20 protein-coding genes are annotated in these 18,617 nt (G+C 67.3%); 10 read left to right on the top strand and 10 right to left on the bottom strand.

Annotation, left to right across the window (positions count from 1 at the left end):
* Positions 1-123: 123 nt before the first annotated feature.
* From G6N18_RS03780 to G6N18_RS03770, 3 genes are read left to right on the top strand one after another with little or no spacing between them, the layout of a single operon-like run.
* Complete coding sequence (locus tag G6N18_RS03780) at positions 124-2,178, top strand: MDR family MFS transporter (protein WP_083002664.1); 2,055 nt, start codon at positions 124-126, stop codon at positions 2,176-2,178.
* Positions 2,179-2,230: 52 nt separating this feature from the next.
* On the top strand, positions 2,231-2,713 hold the full coding sequence (locus G6N18_RS03775) for a carboxymuconolactone decarboxylase family protein (protein ID WP_083002668.1): 483 nt from the start codon (positions 2,231-2,233) through the stop codon (positions 2,711-2,713).
* A gap of 39 nt (positions 2,714-2,752) precedes the next feature.
* Positions 2,753-4,105, top strand: coding sequence for a type I glutamate--ammonia ligase (locus tag G6N18_RS03770; protein WP_407663572.1), 1,353 nt, complete (start codon positions 2,753-2,755; stop codon positions 4,103-4,105).
* Between the two features lie 101 nt (positions 4,106-4,206).
* On the opposite strand, the gene G6N18_RS03765 is transcribed toward G6N18_RS03770, so the two are convergent.
* Together G6N18_RS03765 and G6N18_RS03760 are read right to left on the bottom strand one after the other, a co-directional pair.
* Entirely contained in the window at positions 4,207-4,650 is a 444-nt protein-coding gene (locus G6N18_RS03765; protein ID WP_067224361.1) for a nuclear transport factor 2 family protein, read from the bottom strand.
* Positions 4,640-6,430, bottom strand: a complete 1,791-nt coding sequence (locus G6N18_RS03760; protein ID WP_234806175.1) for an N-acyl-D-amino-acid deacylase family protein — start codon at positions 6,428-6,430, stop codon at positions 4,640-4,642. Before G6N18_RS03760 ends, G6N18_RS03765 begins: the two co-directional genes overlap by 11 nt.
* Positions 6,431-6,554: 124 nt before the next feature.
* Between G6N18_RS03760 and G6N18_RS03755 the strand changes: the two genes are divergently transcribed.
* The 5 genes from G6N18_RS03755 to G6N18_RS03735 all read left to right on the top strand — a co-directional run bounded on the left by G6N18_RS03755 (position 6,555) and on the right by G6N18_RS03735 (position 10,368).
* Positions 6,555-7,466, top strand: coding sequence for a dienelactone hydrolase family protein (locus tag G6N18_RS03755; protein ID WP_083002673.1), 912 nt, complete (start codon positions 6,555-6,557; stop codon positions 7,464-7,466).
* Between the two features lie 98 nt (positions 7,467-7,564).
* Positions 7,565-8,671 carry a glycosyltransferase gene (locus G6N18_RS03750; RefSeq protein WP_067224367.1) on the top strand — a complete coding sequence of 369 codons (1,107 nt, stop codon included), beginning with the start codon at positions 7,565-7,567 and terminating at the stop codon, positions 8,669-8,671.
* Between the two features lie 64 nt (positions 8,672-8,735).
* A complete protein-coding gene (locus G6N18_RS03745; protein WP_067224369.1) occupies positions 8,736-9,134 on the top strand; it encodes a hypothetical protein in 399 nt (132 codons plus the stop codon).
* 98 nt (positions 9,135-9,232) lie between these two features.
* Positions 9,233-9,673 carry a hypothetical protein gene (locus G6N18_RS03740; RefSeq protein WP_067224371.1) on the top strand — a complete coding sequence of 147 codons (441 nt, stop codon included), beginning with the start codon at positions 9,233-9,235 and terminating at the stop codon, positions 9,671-9,673.
* The gene (locus G6N18_RS03735) at positions 9,670-10,368 is read left to right on the top strand and encodes an HAD family hydrolase (RefSeq protein WP_067224374.1); all 699 of its coding nucleotides are present in this window, start codon (positions 9,670-9,672) and stop codon (positions 10,366-10,368) included. Before G6N18_RS03740 ends, G6N18_RS03735 begins: the two co-directional genes overlap by 4 nt.
* 13 nt (positions 10,369-10,381) lie before the next feature.
* Here G6N18_RS03735 and G6N18_RS03730 read toward each other — a convergent pair whose 3' ends face one another.
* From G6N18_RS03730 to G6N18_RS03720, 3 genes are all read right to left on the bottom strand, one after another.
* Positions 10,382-11,482, bottom strand: a complete 1,101-nt coding sequence (locus G6N18_RS03730) for an Rv2629 family ribosome hibernation factor (protein WP_083002676.1) — start codon at positions 11,480-11,482, stop codon at positions 10,382-10,384.
* 75 nt (positions 11,483-11,557) lie between these two features.
* Positions 11,558-12,859, bottom strand: coding sequence for a cytochrome P450 (locus G6N18_RS03725; protein WP_179962408.1), 1,302 nt, complete (start codon positions 12,857-12,859; stop codon positions 11,558-11,560).
* A gap of 53 nt (positions 12,860-12,912) precedes the next feature.
* Positions 12,913-13,416: a nuclear transport factor 2 family protein gene (locus tag G6N18_RS03720; RefSeq protein WP_067224382.1), complete on the bottom strand. Its 504-nt coding sequence runs from the start codon at positions 13,414-13,416 to the stop codon at positions 12,913-12,915.
* Between the two features lie 165 nt (positions 13,417-13,581).
* On the opposite strand from G6N18_RS03720, the gene G6N18_RS03715 reads away from it, so the two are divergent.
* Positions 13,582-14,541, top strand: a complete 960-nt coding sequence (locus G6N18_RS03715; protein WP_067224384.1) for an alpha/beta hydrolase — start codon at positions 13,582-13,584, stop codon at positions 14,539-14,541.
* A gap of 21 nt (positions 14,542-14,562) precedes the next feature.
* Here the strand turns inward: G6N18_RS03715 and G6N18_RS03710 are convergent, their stop codons facing one another.
* From G6N18_RS03710 to G6N18_RS03700, 3 genes are all read right to left on the bottom strand, one after another.
* Positions 14,563-15,027 (bottom strand): SRPBCC family protein, encoded by a 465-nt coding sequence (locus G6N18_RS03710; protein WP_067224416.1) that lies wholly within the window; start codon positions 15,025-15,027, stop codon positions 14,563-14,565.
* Between the two features lie 81 nt (positions 15,028-15,108).
* Positions 15,109-15,453, bottom strand: coding sequence for a hypothetical protein (locus tag G6N18_RS03705; protein WP_067224387.1), 345 nt, complete (start codon positions 15,451-15,453; stop codon positions 15,109-15,111).
* A gap of 84 nt (positions 15,454-15,537) precedes the next feature.
* Complete coding sequence (locus G6N18_RS03700; RefSeq protein WP_067224390.1) at positions 15,538-15,759, bottom strand: Rv3202a family protein; 222 nt, start codon at positions 15,757-15,759, stop codon at positions 15,538-15,540.
* 231 nt (positions 15,760-15,990) lie between these two features.
* On the opposite strand from G6N18_RS03700, the gene G6N18_RS03695 reads away from it, so the two are divergent.
* Entirely contained in the window at positions 15,991-16,878 is an 888-nt protein-coding gene (locus G6N18_RS03695) for a cyclopropane mycolic acid synthase family methyltransferase (RefSeq protein WP_067224419.1), read from the top strand.
* On the opposite strand, the gene G6N18_RS03690 is transcribed toward G6N18_RS03695, so the two are convergent.
* Entirely contained in the window at positions 16,875-17,054 is a 180-nt protein-coding gene (locus G6N18_RS03690; RefSeq protein WP_244960076.1) for a hypothetical protein, read from the bottom strand. The two genes, G6N18_RS03695 and G6N18_RS03690, sit on opposite strands and share 4 nt — an antisense overlap.
* A gap of 56 nt (positions 17,055-17,110) precedes the next feature.
* Complete coding sequence (locus tag G6N18_RS03685) at positions 17,111-18,604, bottom strand: MFS transporter (RefSeq protein ID WP_067224395.1); 1,494 nt, start codon at positions 18,602-18,604, stop codon at positions 17,111-17,113.
* Positions 18,605-18,617 lie beyond the last annotated feature (13 nt).

The raw sequence follows: 18,617 nt of genomic DNA, 5'->3' as shown, positions 1-18,617 counted from the left end.
AAGACACGCCGTGCTTGTTGCAGCGTTTTGCGCACGTTCGCGGGGTAACTCTCGTCAGGGTGCGTAACTTTCCTAGCCTGGCTAACGATATGTGTGTGGAAAGTTCCGCCTCGGAAGGGAGACATGACCAGCCAAGCCGCGCCCAACGCCGCCGCCGACCGGGAGTCCGGCGGCGCGCTGATCAGCAGGCAGCGCCGCAACGTCATCTTCGTCGCGGTGCTGCTGGGCATGCTGTTGGCAGCCCTCGATCAGACGATCGTGGCGACCGCGTTGCCGACGGTGGTGGCGGATCTCGGCGGCGCCGGCCACCAGTCCTGGGTGGTCACCAGTTACCTGCTCGCCTCGACGATTGTCACCGCCGTGGTCGGCAAGCTGGGCGACCTGTTCGGCCGCAAGACCGTGTTCCAGGTCTCGGTGGTGTTCTTCCTCGTCGGGTCGGTGCTGTGCGGCATGGCCGGGTCGATGGCGGCCCTGGTGGCCTCGCGCGCCCTGCAGGGCATCGGCGGCGGCGCGATCATGGTGACGGCGATGGCCGTCATCGGCGAGGTCATCCCGCTGCGGGAGCGCGGACGGTACCAGGGTGCCCTCGGCGCGGTGTTCGGCGTCACCACGGTGATCGGCCCCCTGCTCGGCGGGTTCTTCACCGATCACCTCAGCTGGCGCTGGGCGTTCTGGATCAACGTCCCGATCGCGCTCGTCGTGTTCGCGGTCGGCGCCGTGGCGATCCCGTCGCTGGCGAGGGCCGGTAGGGCGGTGATCGACTACGCCGGCATTCTCTTCATCGGCCTGGGGGCGTCCGGGCTGACCCTGGCGACCAGCTGGGGCGGCAGCACCTACCCGTGGTCGTCGGGAATCATCACCGGCTTGTTCGCGGCCTCGGCCGTCGCGCTCGCGATCTTCGTCTGGGTGGAATTGCGTGCGGCCGAACCGATTCTGCCGATCCGGCTGTTCGCCAGCCCGGTGTTCACCGTGTGCTGCATCCTGGGCTTCATCGTCGGCTTCGCCATGCTCGGGGCGTTGACGTTCCTGCCGACGTTCATGCAGTTCGTCGACGGCGTGTCGGCGACGGAATCCGGCCTGCGGACCCTGCCCATGGTCGCGGGCATGCTCATCACCTCGATCGGCAGCGGGAGCATCGTCGGGCGCACCGGCCGGTACAAGGTGTTCCCGGTCGCAGGCACCGCGGTCATGGCGGTGGCGTTCCTGTTGCTGTCCGGCATGGACGCCGCGACGCCGACCTGGCAGCAGTCGCTGTTTCTGTTCATCCTCGGCACCGGAATCGGCCTCTGCATGCAGGTCCTCATCCTGGTCGTCCAGAACACGTCGAGCTTCGCCGACCTCGGAGTGGCGACGTCGGGCGTCACGTTCTTTCGGACCATCGGAAGTTCCTTCGGCGCAGCCATTTTCGGCAGCCTGTTCGCCAACTTCCTCGCGAGCCGGATCGGCCCGGCGCTGGCCGCCAGCGGAGCGCCGCCGCTCGCTGCGGATTCGCCGCAGGCACTGCACACGCTGTCCCCGGAGATGGCCGCGCCGATCATCGACGCATACGCCGACTCGCTGGGCCGGGTGTTCCTCTACGTCGTGCCGGTCGCGGTCGTCGGCTTCGTCGTCTCGCTGTTCCTGAAGGAAGTGCAACTGCGTGAGATGGAAATGGTGTCGGCGTCCGACCTCGGCGAGGGCTTCGGGATGCCGAGCACCGAATCGCCCGAGAAGATCCTCGAGGTGGCCGTCGGCCGGCTGTTCCGCGATTCGCCGGACATCCGGTTGCGTGCGCTTGCCGCGCAACCCGGCTGCGATCTCGATGTCTGCCAGATGTGGGCGCTGCTGCAGATCTACCGGCAGAACCAGGTGTTCGGCTCGGTCACGCTGACCGACATCGCCGAACGCCTGCGCGTGCCGCACGAGGTCATCGAACCGGCCTTCGACGATCTCGTGCGTCACGGCCTCGCGCTGCGCACCGGCGGCCGGCTGTGGCTCACCCAGAAGGGCATCAGACAGGTCGATGCGATCTCGACCGCGATCGTCGGGCGCATCGTCGAGAAGCTGGCCACCTCGCCCTCGTTCGAGGGACGTCCGGACCGGTTGCAGGTGGAGGCGGCGCTGGAGCGAATCGCCCATCGCATGCTGGTGCAGCGCGACTGGACCGACGACCGCGCTCAGCTGGTCGCCACGGGCTGAGACCAAACTAGAACGCGTTCCAATTCTGCGGCTCCCGGCGTACGATGCCGTCATGAGCCGCATTGGGGACTTCGCCGACGACGACGCCGCCGCCTGGGTGGTGAAGTCGCCGGACATCGGTGTCGCGATGGCAGGTTTCACCAACGCGGTCTACACCAAGAACCGGCTTCCCATGCGGGTGCGTGAACTCGCACGGATGGTCATCGCGCTCGACAACGAGTGCGTCGTCTGTCAGAACACCCGCGACGCAGAGGGTTTGGCCGCCGGCGTCGACGAGGACCTCTACGACCACGCCGCCGAATGGCGTACCTGGCCGGGCTACAGCGCGCAGGAGCGCATCGCAGCGGAATTCGCCGAGCGCTTCGCCAGCGACCACACCGGCCTTCGCGACGACGAGGACTTCTGGGACCGCTGCCGCGAGCACTTCAGCGACGAACTACTGACCGACCTGGCGTTGTCCTGCGCGATGTGGCTGGGGATGGGCCGCATGCTTCGCACGCTCGACATCGGCCAAAGCTGCAAGATCACGCTGTAAGCCGCAGCGCGACCGCGCACAATGGCTGTCGTGAAGCCAGTGGCAGCCAAGCCCCTCGCGGCCGCGGCGATCGCCCAACTCGAAGCCGATGGGGTCGCCACTCTGATCGGCACGGTCGTCAACCCGGCCGGGCTCACGCATGCCAAGACGGTGCCGTTGCGCCGCATGGGGGCGTTCGCCGATCCCGGGCTGGGTGCCAGTCCGGTCTGGCATGCCTTCGCGATCGACCACACCGGCATCGTTTACAGCAGAGCGATCACGCCGGTCGGTGATCAGCGGATCCGCATCGACCTCAGCGCGCTGCGCATCCTGGGCGACGGGTTGGCCTGGGCGCCAGGGGCGTTCTTCAACCAGGACGGCACACCCGATCCGCACTGCAGCCGCGGGGCACTGGGCCGGGTGCAGAAGCGACTGACGGACGAGGGTCTTTCCGCCGTCGTCGGACACGAGATGGAGTTCGTGCTCGTCGGTCCCGACGGCGGGCGCCTGCAGTCGCACCTGTGGGCGCAGTACGGGTTGGCCGGCGTGCTGGAGTTCGAAGGGTTCGTGCGCGACGTCACCAACGCCGCGACCGCATCGGGTGTCGCGATCGAACAGTTCCACCCCGAGTACGGAGCCAACCAGTTCGAGATCTCGCTGGCCCCACTGCCACCCGTCGCGGCGGCCGACGCGCTGGTGCTCACGCGCATCATCGTGGGACGGGTCGCGCGGCAGTACGGCATGCGGGTGAGCCTGTCGCCGGTGCCGTTCGCCGGCGGTGTCGGATCCGGCGCACATCAACACTTTTCTATGAAGCGGGGGGATACCGAGCTGTTCTTCGACGGCACCGGCGTCAACGGTATGACTCGGGAGGGCGAATCGGCGGTCGCGGGTTTGGTCGCCGGCCTGCCCGAGGCGCAGGGTGTGCTCGCCGGTTCGGTGTTGTCCGGCCAACGTATGCAGCCGGGAAACTGGGCCGGTGCGTATGTCTGCTGGGGCACCGAGAACCGGGAAGCCTCAGTGCGATACCTGATCGGCGGGCCGAGCAACCCCTACGGCGCGAACATCGAAGTCAAAGTGGTCGACCCTTCGGCCAATCCGTATCTCGCGACCGCGGCGATCCTGGGTCTTGCGCTGGACGGCATCGAACGCCGGCTGCCGCTGCCGCCGGAGACGACCGTCGACCCCGCGACGCTGACCGACGCCCAGCGTGAGCAGACGGGCGTCGTTCTGCTACGCGAGAAGCAGATCGATGCGCTCGATGTGCTGAACCGATCGTCGTTGATGCGAAAGATCCTCGGCGACGAGGCCGTCGACGCCGTGGTCGCGGTGCGCCGCTACGAGCACGACAACTACGGCGCGCTGAGCCTCGAGGAGATCGCCGACAAGTTCCGGCTGGCCTGGAGCGTATGACGATCTAGACCAGGCCGGTCGTGTTGCAGGGGCCGTAACGGGTTGATCACCGGCACCTGTTGCCGGAAAACAACCCGTTAGAGCACAAGAACGTATGACGACTAGACCAGGCCGGTCGCGTCGAACACCCACGACATGTCGGCGTTGGCGAAGTCTTCCATCCAGGTCGGCGGCGCGTTGTTCGCCAGCGCCCCCATGTCCCAGTAGTCCTTCCACAAGGTGATCTTGCCGTTCTCCACGCGATGCACGCTGACGAACTTCAGGATGGCGGATTCGCCGGTGGCCCAGTGCCATTCCTCGTGATGCTCGTACATCACGTCCGCACCGTTGTCGAGCATCAGGCCGTTGAAGTTCTCGTAGGACGCCAGCGGCTCGAGGCCGATCTTGAGGCGCTTGACGATGTCTTCGGGCCCACGCGCGGCGGCGGTCGGACCGACCGGCATGTCGAGGTAGATGCAGTCGTCGGACAGGAAGGTCTTCACCGTCTCCCAGTCACGCGCCGACAGCGCCTTCCACATTCCGAGCACCGTATCGCTAACTGACACTGGCCAGTTCACCTTCCTGTCGCGAGAGCGCCGGCGCCTTGTGCGCCGCACGCAGAAACCGCCCGGTCCGCCGGTTGCCGACGAGGTCGGTGAGTTGGCCGTCGAGGAACACCGCACGCCCGGAAACCAAGACGGCGGTCACGGTGTCGTCGTTGCGGTTGACCATCCGTGAGAGCCCCCCGTACTGATCGACTTCCGATTCGGCATAGCGGTCCAGCGAGTCGTCGAGATGCGCGGGGTCGACGACGACGACGTCGGCGCGGTCTCCGATGCGCAGATGGCCGGCGTCGATGCGGTACCAGTCGGCCAGTTCTCCGGTGATCCGGTGCACCGCGTGTTCGATCGTCATGAACGGCCGTCCGGTCTTCTCGGCGTCGTGCACATGGCGCAGAAACCGCAGACCCATGTTGTAGAACGTCATGTTGCGCAGGTGTGCACCGGCGTCGGAGAAGCCCATCTGAATTCCGGTGTCGTGCGCCAGCTTTCTGAGCACGTCGGGCCGATGGTTGGAGATCGTGGTGCGCCAGCGCAGCGCCCGTCCGTGGTCGAGCACCAGGTCGAGGAACGCGTCGACGGGGTGCAACCCGCCGCGGTCCCGGCCGACCTCACCGAACGACTTGCCGACGACCGACGCGTCGGGACAGGCGACGATCTCGGCGTCGAAGAAGTCGCGCTGCCATACGCGGATACCCAGCTTGCTCTCGTACTCCTTGCGGAAGCGGCGGCGGTAGGCCTCGTCGCGCATCAACTCGTTGCGCTCGACCTCGTCGCGCATGTGCAGCGCCGCGGCACCCGCCCCGAACTCCTCGAAGACGACCAGGTCGATGCCGTCGGCGTAGACCTCGAACGGCACCGGCAGATGCTGCCACCGGAAGTTGCCGCCGAGCTTGTTGACAAGCCGGGCGGCCGGACCCAATGCGTGAATGCTGTACGGGTTGGATTTCACGTCCGCCGCCGACAGCAGGCTGGTCTTGAGCGGATTACGGACGATGCCCAGCGACTGCGCCAGCTGCGAGCCGAGGTTGAGCGGGTTCTGGATGTCCGGGCCAGACTGCAGCACCCGCCCGGCGCGGCGCAGCAGCGACTTCAGCCGGCGCAACTCCCGTGGCTTGGCGTAGGTCGACGGTAGCGTCCGCGACCGGCAGACGTCGCCGTCGAGCTTGTCGAAAAGCAGTTGTTGCGAAGACATTCCGACGAACCCGGCCTTCAGCGCCTCGGCAAGCCAGCGCTCCATCTGCGCTTGTTCGCCCTTGGTGGGTCGCACGTCCTTGCGGGTGGCGCGGTCCAGACCCATCACCGCAGCCCGCATGTCGGAGTGCCCGATGAAGGCGGCGACGTTGGGGCCGAGCGGCCGCGACTCCAGCGCCTCGATGTACTCCTCGCAATTCGACCAGGTCTTGTGCTGCTCGACCGCGCCGATGACGTGTTCGCGGGGGATCGCTTCCACCCGGCCGAAGATGTCGCCCGCGTCGGTGGCGTCGACGTGCACGGTCGACAGTGAGCACGAGCCGAGCATCACGGTGGTCACGCCGTGTCGCAGCGATTCGGCCAGGGCCGGGCCGTTGAGGACCTCGACGTCGTAGTGGGTGTGGATGTCGAGCATGCCCGGCAGCACCCACTTGCCGGTCGCGTCGATGACCTGGGGGCAGTCGGTCGCGTCGAGGTCGTCGGTGCTGACCGCGACGACGCGGCCGTCGCGAATACCGAGGTTCCGCACGGCCGACGGGGCACCGGTGCCGTCGAACCAGCGACCGTTGCGGATGATCGTGTCGTAGCTCACCAGGCCATAGAACAGTCCGAGTTGACGAGTGTCAATGAAAATTGTGAACAGATTTCTATTTCTGTCTACTGATGGGCTTGACGTGCACTGTTCCGACATCGAATGCGGGGGCATACTCGCGAAGGTGACCCCGCTGCAGCGCTACATCGCTGAAGAGATCGCCACCGACCACGTCGACGGGCTGCTGTCGCGGCGCGAGGCGCTGCGTCGGCTCGCCCTGCTCGGCGTCGGCACCGCCGGGGCGACGGCGTTGTTCGCCGCGTGTAGCCAAACCCGAGAGCCCGCGGCGGAGGCGCCGGTGACCTCGAGTGACCCCGCAACCGCGAGCGCGCCGCCACCGGGCGCCGAGAACGCCCTGCCCACCGCGCCGATCACCTGGGCCGGGCCTCGGGGCGAACTTCAGGGCGCCTGGGCCGAAGCGCCGACCGCCCGGGGTGGCGTTCTGGTCATTCACGAGAACAAGGGACTCAACGACCACACCCGCTCGGTGGCGGGACGGTTTGCGGGCATCGGCTACTCCGCGTTGGCGATCGATCTGCTCTCGGCGCAGGGCGGAACGGCAACGTTCGCCGACCCCGCCGAGGCGACGGCCGCTTTGGGCAAGATTCCGCCCGAGGAGGCGCTGGCCGACCTGAGATCCGGTGTCGATGAACTTCAGCGACGCGTGCTCGGCAAGAAGGTCGCCGCCGTCGGGTTCTGCATGGGTGCCGGTTATGTCTGGCGACTGCTGGCCGCCGGCGAGCCGCGGCTGTCGGCGGCGGTACCGTTCTACGGCCCGACGCCCGAGAACCCGGACTTTTCGCGTTCGAAAGATGTTGCGGTGCTGGGTATTTACGCCGCTGAGGATCAACGCGTGAACGCCACGGAGCCCGTCGCCAGGGCGGCCCTCGAGAAGGCCGGCCTGGTGTTCGAACTGGTCACCGAACCCGACGCCGACCATGCGTTCTTCAACGACACCCGCGAGCGCTACAACGCCACCGCCGCGGCCGACGCCTGGCGCCGTGTACAGGACTGGTTGTCGCGCTACGTAGCCTGACGCGCCCCGCCATCTAAGCGAGCGGTGTTAAGGCGTACTTCGCCCGACCGTCACCGCCTCGTTGGCGACCGCACACGCATCGCGGCCACATTGAGCGCATGCGGGTTGTGCAGGTAGCGAACTTCTACGGCCCGCGCTCGGGCGGCCTACGCACGGCGGTCGATCGACTCGGTGCCGAATACTGTGCACGCGGTCACGAGGTCTATCTCGTCGTGCCCGGAGCACGGTCCGAGTGGCGGGAACTGCCGTCAGGAGTCGTTCGAATCTCGTTGCCCGCCCGCAGGATTCCGTTCACGGGCGGCTACCGAGCGGCGCTACCCGGTCCGGTGACCGCACTGCTGGAACAGCTAACCCCCGACGCCCTCGAGGTGTCGGATCGGCTCACGCTGCGTTCCCTGGGCGCTTGGGGCCGACAGCACGGCGTCGCCACGGTGATGATCTCGCATGAGCGCCTCGATCGCCTTGTCGGGCAGTTACTTCCGAAGCGGGCCGCACACAAGGTCGCCGACGCCGCGAACCGCCGCACCGCCCAAAGCTATGACGCGGTGGTGTGTACGACGGGGTTCGCGCGTGACGAGTTCGACCGCATCCACGCCTCGAACGTGTTCACCGTGCCGCTGGGTGTGGACCTCGACCAGTTCCATCCCCGGCACCGCTCCGCGTCGGTCCGGCAACGCTGGGCCCGCCCGGAGCAGACGCTGCTGGTGCACTGCGGGCGCCTGTCGGTGGAAAAGCACGCCCACCGCAGCATCGACACCGTTGCGGCGCTGCACGCGACGGGCGTCGACGCGAGGCTGATCGTCGTGGGGGACGGGCCGCTGCGCACGCGACTCGAACGGCAGGCCGCGCGCCTGCCCGTCCACTTCACCGGCTACATCGGCTGCCGCGACACCGTCGCGTCGATCCTGGCGACCGCCGACGTCGCGTTGGCGCCCGGCCCTCACGAGACGTTCGGACTGGCCGCACTGGAAGCGCTCGCGTCTGGGACACCAGCGGTGGTGTCGCGCACGTCGGCGCTGACCGAGATCCTGGACGCAGGAAGCGGAGTGGCCGCCGACAACAACCCGGTCGCGATCGCGAACGCCGTCGCGTCGGTCATCAGCCGCCCAGAAACCGTGCGACGCAACGAGGCCCGCCGCCGCGCCGAACACTTCACCTGGCCGAGGGCCGCGACCGGCATGCTGCGGGCGCTGCGCGTGTACTGACCCAAACGGCGGCGAAACGGCCATTTGCGCACCCTCACCAGGGCGGGGTTCCTAAGATCTGGGAATGATCAGGTCGCTGATGGTTTCGGGTCTCACCGTCGCCCTGAGTTGCCTACCGATCACCGCCGCGGCGGGCGCCGACCCGCAGACCCCGCCGTGCACCTACACGCTGTCCCCGCCGCACGTCGTCCAGGTGTCGGGCACCGAGATGGTCGCGGTGACGATGTCGCCGGCGGGATGCGACGGCGCCGTCCCGTATCAAGCGGTGGCGTGCGTCCAACTGCAGGGCAGCCAGGGCCCGGGGCGGTGCGAGCAGAACAACGGCCTGTTGCCTGCGCGGGTGTACTTGTCGCCGCACCAGCCCGGGGCGACCTACGTCGCCACCGGTCGAGGCTGCTCAACGACGGGTAATCCGCCGCAACCGGTCTGCGAGCCGGTGGGCCCGCTGACCGCGACGCTGTAGCGACCGCGGTCCGTTCCGTTTAGCCGGGCCTGCGCCCGGTTACCCGCAGAATTAGCGGGTTCGTCAATGAGCCGGATCGACCGATCGAAGGAGCCGACATGGATAGCAACGTCATCGTGTGGATCGTCATTGCAGTCGTGGTGATCGCCGTCATCGCTCTGGTCGCGTTCCTGGCACGCAATGCGCGCACCAAGCGCCGCCACGTGGAGGCCGAGCGGCTGCGAACCGAGATCGACCAGAAGTCGCAGCACGTCGAGAAGCGCGAGACCGTGGCCCAGGAGACCGAGGCGCGGGCCCGCGCCGCGCAGGCCGAGGCGGAGGCGAAAGCCGCCGAGGCGGCCCGGTTGCAGGACGCCGCGCGCACGCATCGGGACGCGGTGACCACCAAGCGCGACGAACTCGACGAACAACGCGCCCGCGCCGACGCCCTCGACCCCAGGGCCGGCACCACCGATGCCGCCACCACAGCCGATGGGACGCCCGCGGATCCCGCCACCCGTTCCGACCACACCCGGGCACCGGAACAGCGCCGTCCGTGACCGGCCGGGCCAAGACCGCGTCGGCGGTGTTGTTCGACGTCGACGGCACGCTGGTCGACTCGAACTACCTGCACGTGCACGCGTGGTATCGGGCGTTCGAGGACGCCGGCCACCCCGTTGAGGCCTGGCGCATCCACCGCTCGATCGGGATGGACGGCACGACGCTGGTGAACACGCTGGCAGGACAAGCCGGCGCTGCGGTGTGTGAGCAGGCCAAGGACCTGCACTCGCGCTATTACAAGGAACTGGCTCCCCTTCTCAAACGGTTGCCCGGCGCGCAGGAACTGCTCGAGGCCGTCCACAAGCTCGACATTCGAGTCGTGCTAGCGACCTCGGCGCCGGAGGAGGAGTTGTCGGTCCTGCGTGAGGTACTCGACTGCGACCAGTTGGTGTCCGCGGTGACGTCGTCGAAGGACGTGGACACCGCCAAACCCGAACCCGACATCATCGAGATCGCGCTCGAGCGCGCCGGCGTGCCGGCCTCGCACGCCGTCTTCCTGGGCGACACGGTGTGGGATATGGAGGCCTGTCGGCGCGCCGGAGTGGACAGCATCGGGGTGCTGAGCGGGGGAGTGTCGCGTTCAGAGCTCGAAAAGGCCGGGGCTCAGCGGGTTTTCGAACATCCTCTCGAGCTCTGCCAACACCTGGACGACACCTCGATCGCGGCGCTGGCCAACATCGTCGGCGCCCGCTGAGCGGCGACTGCGGTCAACGGGGTAGCGCGTACCGCAGGATTGCCGCGACGCCGTCGGCCGGAGCGATGCGCTCATCGGTGCGGATCAGCGCGGCACCGGTCGCGATCGCCGCCATCGGAAGCGCCTCGTCGGCCCGCAGGGTCTGGGTCGGAGCCGTCCCTAGTTCGGAGAGCACGTTCGCGTTCGGTGCGATCGTCGCGAGGTCGTCACCGGCGACGACGGTCGCATCACCGACGTCGCCGATGATCAGCGTCTCGACCGCGCCGGCCCGCAGCGCCGCGGTGACGCCGGCGAGGCCTTCGGTCGCCATGCCTTCGCCGCGGCCCACCTCGGCGCTGAACCGTTGTGCGGCGTCGTCGATCGCAGCCAGGCGACGGTGCTGGAACTCCTGGTCGATCGCTTGCTGCAGGTCCGCGGCGTCGAAACCGCTGTGCCGCGCCCCGACATTCACGTCGACGACCAGCGCGGTGACCCGTTCGGGCAGTTGCGCGACCAGGTCGGTGCGGGACTGCACTTCGCCGACGACGAACACCACCACGGGTCTGGCGTCGTCGACCAAGGCGGTGAGCTGAACCGCGACTGCGCGGATGTTCTGTTGGCGCGCCCCCTCGGCGGCGCGTTGCGGGTCGCCGTAGCCAGGCGTATCCGCCCCCGCCGCCTTGTGCACCGGGTACGCATCGCCGTCGACCGTGTCCGACACCGCGGTGCCCTCGCGGTACAACGTGATGTCGCCACCCTCGTGGTCGACGATCACCACTGCGTACGTCGGCCGGTCGAGGGCATGTTCGACGACCGGGACGATGTAGGGCAGCGTCGAGACCCGCACGATGGGTCCGATCGGCCGGATGAGGTGCTCATTGACCAGGACGCCGTCGCGGCTCGCCACCACGGCGCGCCCCCTGCGGCCGACCGGCGGAGTGGTCTGCACGACGGCCTGTTCGATGCTCTGGGTCACCGTCGGGTCGGCGCCCTGCTGCTCGAGTTGCTCACGCAGCGACCGCCACTTCAACTCCATCTGCGCGGCTGCGTCCGCGGTGTTGTGCGAATCGTCGAAGTACACCGACGCGTAGGGGCCGTTCGAGGTCAGCAAGGTGCGGAAGTGTTCGGATTGCATGGACGTGGGTTACCCGTCGAGCAGCTGACGACACAGGTTATCCAGTGCACGGGCACGCGAGCGACTCGGTTGCGCTCAGCTCGGCGGTGTCCACGACACGGGCAGTCGCTTGATCCCGTGGATGAACGGCGACAGCAATCGCGCCGGCTCGTCGGTCGCGGCGATATCGGGTATCCGCCGGTGCAACTCCTCGAAGACGACGCTGATCTCGCGCCGGGCCAGGTTCGCGCCCAGGCAGAAATGCGCGCCGCCGCCGCCGAACCCGGCGTGGGGGTTGGGATTGCGTCCCACGTCGAAGGTCCACGGGTCGGCGAACCTGTCCTCGTCGCGGTTCGCCGAGCAGTACCACAGCGTGGCCTTGTCGCCGGCGGCCATCTTGACGCCGCTCAGTTCACAGTCCTCGGTGAGGGTGCGACGCATGTAGATCACGGGGGCGGCCCACCGGACGATCTCCTCGACCGCGGTAGGGGCGAGCGTTTCGTAATCGGCCCACCACCGCGCCCGCTCGTCGGGGTAGCGGGTGAGCGCCAGCACGCCGTGGCTGATCGCGTTGCGGGTGGTCTCGTTGCCGGCGACCACGAGCAAGATGAAGAACGACGCGATCTCCGCCGACGTCAGCCGTTCACCGTCGACCTCGGCCTGCACCAGCGCGGTCGTCAGGTCTTCCTGGGGACGGGCCCGACGGTCCTCGGCGTGGGCGGTCGCGTAGGCGCCGATGTCCATCGCAACCTTGACGAACTCCTCGTAGTCCTGCGCGATGTCCTTGTCGCCGAAGCCGAGAATCACGTTGGTCCAGTGGAAGATCTGCTGATGGTCGTCTTCCGGGATGCCCATCATGTCGCAGATCACCTGCAGCGGCAGCGGACCCGCCAACTCCCCGACGACTTCGCCTTGGCCGTCGGGATGTTCGGCGATCATCGCCTCGACGAGACGCCGGGCCCGGTCGCGGACCGACGCCTCGGTGCGCGCCACCACCCTCGGGGTGAACGCCCGGCTGACGATGTTGCGCAGGCGCAGATGACGCGGGTCGTCCATGACGATCATCGAGCCGAAGTACTCCGACAGTTCCGGGTTGGCATCGTTGATCGTGATGCTCGGGCTCGAGCTGAAGATGTGCGGATGACGGCTCGCGTACCAGACGTCGTCGAACCGGGTGATCGCCCAGTGCCCGGGACCCTCCTGAACACCGGGTGTCTCGAGCGGGTGATGGAAGGACACCGGCGCTTCACGGCGCAGCGTGGCGAACGCACCGTCTCGGAAGTCGTCGGATTGCACCCAGAACTTCCAGGAGCCCAGGTCGATGTCGGACAACGGCACGTGCGGCGGCGCTGTGCCGTTCACCCGGGTCAGCTGAACTCCGGACGTATGCGGTGTCACGATAGCCACCCTTCCGAGGGTAGGCCGTGCGCGGCCGCAGAAGCGGAAATTCGTTAGGACAGCTGCCAGTTCATGTTCCCGGCGAACGCCCGGGCGTCGTCGGAAATCGTGCCGAGCTCGTGGCAGCGTTGAATGTAGCCCTGCACCATCACCAGGAAGTTCATCGGGTTGTAGGCGTCTTCCTCGTAGCTCCACTTGCCGTCACCGGCATATTTGAGCACGGTGAGCACCGGTGTGCCGTACACGCTGCCGTCGCCGGGATCCTTCATCGTGTTGACGTTCCGGTTGATGACCCAGCCCTTGTCGACGTCGATCGAGTACCACTCGACGGGATAGAACGGCATTTCGCTGCCCGGAAAGGTATTCATCGTCGGGACGATCCAGTCGCGGATCGCCTCACGTCCGGACATGTTGCCCAGTGCGTGCTCGACATACGTGGCGTCTTCGGTGAACTGGTCGGCATAGCTCGCCCAGTTCCACGTCTGGCCGATGTCGACCACCACATCCTGGTAGCGGCGGAACGCGTCCTCGAGTTCTTCTCGTGACCATTGACCCATCGCACGCTCCCTCGGTTTCGTCGCTCAACTGGCACCTTCCTACCAAACCTGTCGGCGCCGCGAAGCGTTTCAGGCAGGGCGACAACGCAATACGCGCCTCCTGGCGAGCGGGACGATGCGCTGATCCTGGGCCGCAACGGGTTCAGCCACGTTAATGTCTGAGCCATGGCTCTCGGCATCGACGCCCAGGTGCTCGCGGAAATGGCGCCGCTTCTGGCCGCGGTCGGTGACATCGCGCCCGCGCCGGTGGGCGACGTCGAGTCGCGGCGGGTCAACGGACACCGAATGTTCGACTCGGTCGCCGCCGCATGGGCACCCGCCGCGGGCATCGAAGTCACGCAGTATTCGTTGAGCACCGACGACGGCACGACGCTACGACTCGGCTGGTACCACCGGGCGGCGGCACAACCCGGCAGCGCGGCGCTGTATCTACATGGCGGCGGAATGATCTTCGGGCTCGAACACATCGGGCGCATGTACGACGCAGCGGTGCGCGACTACGTGGCTGCCTCCGGCGTGCCGATGCTGGTCGTCGACTACCGCATCGCCCCGGAGCACCCGCACCCGACGCCGGTCGAGGACTGTTTTGCGGCGCTGAGCTGGCTGGCCGGAAACGCCGCGACGCTCGGTGTCGACCCCGCTCGGATCGCCGTGATGGGCGACAGCGCCGGCGGCGGCCTGGCGGCGGCCGTCTGTCTACTGGCGCGGGATCGCGGCGGGCCGGCGATCGCTGCACAGATTCTGATCTACCCGATGCTCGACGACCGCCCCATCACCCCCGACCCGGCCCTGATGCCGTATCTGACATGGACCTATGACGACAACCTCACCGGTTGGGGCGCATTGCTCGGTGCGGACGCCGGGACGGATTCCGTGCCGCCGTACGCCGCGCCGGCCCGCGCCACGGACCTGCGCGGGCTCCCGGACACCTACCTGGACGTGGGTGATCTCGACATCTTCCGCAACGAGGACATCTCCTATGCGCGCCGACTCGCCGACGCCGGGGTGCCGACCGAGTTGCACGTGTACCCGGGTTGTCCGCACGCGTTCGAGGCGCTGGCCAGAAACGCCGGCGTATCGCGGCGGGCGATCAGCGATCGCGTACGTCGCCTGCGCAGCCTCTGATCACCGCACCGACGCCGCGCGTCAACCGCCGTCGGGCGATTCGACGACGGCTTTGATGCGCTCGAGCGTCTTGCGCATGTCGCGAATGTTGCGACGGCGCCGAAGCTGACCACCCAGCACCGAGAACACCTTCATCGGCATCGAGTCGGTCAGCCGGAACGACTCGGTGACCTCGGTGCCGCCCTCGACGGGGGTGAGCCGGTAGTGCCAGTTGTTCACCGGTTTGTCGCCGAGCAGCACCGCGAACCCGAACTCGCGGCCCGGTTCACAGGCGGTCACCTCACATGTCGTCCAATACACCGGCCCGATCTCGTTGCGTTTGACGTGCCCGCGGAACCGGGCGCCCAGCGCCGGGCCGGTCGCGCCGCCGAGCCATTCGGCCTCCATCACCTCAGGGGAGAATTTGCCGGTGTTGCGCACATCGGCGATCAGGTCCCAGATCCGCTCCGCCGGCGCCGCCATCGACACCGTCACCGCTCCGTCCACCGCTGCCTCGCTCTCTCGCAAGCGTTTTCCGCACCCTAGCGTCCATTCGATCGGATGCACCAGAAACGCGCTTCGCACGTCCTACCGCGACGAGATGTCCCCGTACAGATCGGGCCACGGCGGACGACGCACCATCGCCACCCCGGCAAGCGTCGCCGAGACCAGCCCGACCAGGATGCCCGTCAACGCAATGCGCGTCACGTCGACCGCGGGTCGCCATGCGGCGTCGCCGTCCTTGACGACGAACACGCCGGCCGGTTTGGTCAGCACCCTGACGTTCGCCTCACCGCCGCGCCGTGCCCGTCCCCGTACCTCCGCGACGGGAATGACGGTTGTGCCGTCGGCCGCTTCATAAGGCTGGCCGAAAACACGGGACGCGCCGGGATCGAAGTCGAGGGTCTCCAAGAGTTCTGCACGCAGGTCCATGGCCTCATGCTTACTACCGACGGCCGGTGGTGGCAGCCGATCGGTCCGACGTGCTTGCTGACTGCGCGCAGAACCGGGCGCCCGTTACTCGAGCTCGAGGTCGTCGTCGGGAACCGGCACCTCGATCGACTGCTCGATGAGATCCGCCTCGTCGGCGTCCCACGTGCGTGCGGTCGAGTCCGCAGCAGCATCCAGCCAGGTGTCGTCCTCGTCCGGGTCCACCGGGATGCGCTGCTCCGCGACATCTGCTTCAGGAATGGCTTCGGGAATGCCTTCGCCGAACGCGAGGCCGTCAGGTCTGGTCATGATCGGTCTCCGTTCCACTTCTCGAGGGACTACTGACATGCACCTGCCAGGATAGTGCGGTTCCCAGCAGCACGACACACTGCGCTGGGCGCTCGAACATCGCGGCTTGGCCCGATGACCAGGGCAATGCCGTCTCCGGGCAAGCGCTGTGCGTAAACTGCCACCGACGGGGGAGGCTCTCGAACCGTGCGGAGCTTCGAACCTGACCACTTCCAACGCCAGAGGCTGACCGTGCCAGAAAAATCGACCGACACCGCCCAGGACCTGACGCCGCATTTCGAGGACGTGCAGTCGCATTACGACCTGTCCGACGACTTCTACCGGCTGTTCCTCGACCCCACCCAGACCTACAGTTGCGCCTACTTCGAGCGCGACGACATGACGCTCGAGGAAGCGCAGCTCGCCAAGATCGACCTGTCACTCGGCAAGCTCGGACTTCAGCCCGGGATGACGCTTCTCGACGTCGGCTGCGGCTGGGGCGCGACGATCAAGCGCGCAGTACAGCGCTACGACGTCAACGTCATAGGGCTGACTCTGAGCAAGAACCAGCAGGCCCATGTCCAGAACGTGCTCGACGAGCTCGACAGCCCCCGCAGCAAGCGGGTCCTGCTGCAGGGCTGGGAGCAGTTCCACGAGCCGGTCGACCGCATCGTGTCCATCGGTGCATTCGAGCACTTCGGTCGCGACCGTTATGACGAGTTCTTCAAGACCGCCTACGACGTGCTGCCTGCCGACGGCGTGATGATGTTGCACACCATCGTCAAGCCCAGCAACGAAGAGTTCGAGAAGCGCGGCCTGCCCATCACCATGACAAAGATCCGGTTCTTCAAGTTCATCATGGACGAGATCTTCCCGGGCGGAGATCTACCGCAGGTGACCGCCGTCGAGGAGCATGCAACCAAGGCCGGCTTCAACGTCCGGCTCGTGCAGCCCCTGCGGCTGCACTACGCGCGCACCCTGGACCACTGGAGCGCCGCGCTCGAGGCGCACAAGGACGAGGCGATCGCCATTCAGTCGCAAGAGGTCTACGACCGGTACATGAAGTACTTGACCGGTTGCGCCGACTTGTTCCGCGAGGGTTACACCGACGTCTGCCAGTTCACCCTGACCAAGAGCTAACGGCGCCGCAGCGCCCGCCACAGCCGCAGCGGCAGCAAGCCGAGAAGCGGTGCACGCCTGCCCAAGTCGTCGGTATCGCGCTTGTTGAACGCGGTGGCGTACCGCAGTGCGTCGGCCGCGGACGGGTAATCCTTGGCGCCCTGCGCTTCGCCGCAGCGCTCGCACCGCCACCGCATGGTGCGACCGTCGACCCGAAATGTCGGGTCGTGCCCGAATACGCGACACGCCAACGTCATTGCGTCGACGCCTCGGGCGGCGCAGGCACGTCCGCGGACTCCTCCTCGTCGGCCGTCGTCAACGGCAGCGCCAGGTCCTCGAGTCGCTGACCTTCTGCTTTCACGCCCAGTATCAGTTCGACGACTCCGCCGACCGCCATCACCGCCGCGCCGATCAGGAACGACACCGCGACGAGTCCGCGGTCGCCGGACTCGATGAGTTGGCCGAACAGCAGGGGCCCGGTGATGCCACCGACCGCGGTTCCCACCGCGTAGAAGAACGCGATCGCCAGGGCGCGTGTCTCCATCGGGAATATCTCGCTGACGGTGAGGTACGCCGCGCTGGCGCCGGACGACGCGAGAAAGAAGCAGACGCCGAGCACGGCCATGAACATCCACACCCCGCCCATCTCGGAGACGAACAGCACCGTCAGCAGGACGGCGACGGCAGCCGAACCCAGATATGCCAACGCGATCATCGGTTTTCGGCCGACGGTGTCGAAGAACCGGCCCAGCAGAATCGGACCGGCGAAGTTGCTCAGCGCCCAGAGCGCATAGAACATCGGCACGACGCCGGACGCGACGTCGAAGAAGTTGCTCAGCAGGGTGCCGAGGTTGAACGTGAACGCGTTATAGAGGAATGCCTGCCCGATGAACAGCGCGAGGCCCAGCACCGCCCGGCGCGGGTATTTGGTGAACGCGACGCGGGCGATCTCCCGGAACGAGATCGTCTTGCGTTGACGCACGGTCAGCGTTCCCTCGGGTTCTGAGAGTGACTGCCCGGTCTCGCGCCCCACCTCCCGCTCGATCGCACCCACGACGCGTTCGGCTTCGTCTTCCCGGCCGTGAATGAACAGCCAGCGCGGGCTTTCCGGAACGTTGCGCCGCACCACGAGCACGACGAGACCGAACAGGGCGCCGATTCCGAACGCGATACGCCATCCGACGTCGGCTGGGAAAATCGACTTGTTCAACAACAGCAACGCACCGGCGGCACCACCGGCCGCGCCCAGCCAGTAGGAGCCGTTGATGATCAGGTCGACGCGGCCGCGGACGCGGGCAGGGATCAACTCGTCGATGGCGGAGTTGATAGCGGCGTATTCGCCGCCGATGCCGGCGCCGGTGAAGAACCGCGCTATGTAGAAGTACCACGGCGCGAACGCGAAAGCCGTTGCCACCGTGGCGGCTAGGTAGACCCCGAGCGTGAGCAGAAACAGCTTCTTGCGGCCGAACCTGTCGGTGAGCTGCCCGAAGAACAAGGCGCCCAAGCACGCGCCGGCGATGTAGATCGCTGCTGCGATGCCGATTTCGCCTGCGTTCAACTCGATTCCGCTGCCGCTCTCGGTCAGTCGCGAAGCGACGTTGCCCACCATGGTGACTTCGAGGCCGTCGAGGATCCACACTCCGCCGAGCCCGAGAACCACGCGCCAGTGAAACCGCGACCACGGCAGCCGGTCCAACCGGGCGGGAACCTGCGTGGTGATCGTGCCGGTTTGCACCCCGGGACTCATCGGCAGCCTCCTC

Source organism: Mycolicibacterium celeriflavum, assembly GCF_010731795.1.
Classification (GTDB): Bacteria; Actinomycetota; Actinomycetes; order Mycobacteriales; family Mycobacteriaceae; genus Mycobacterium; species Mycobacterium celeriflavum.
The sequence above is the reverse complement of the archived record's forward strand: the minus strand, read 5'-3'. Positions and strand labels throughout refer to the sequence as shown.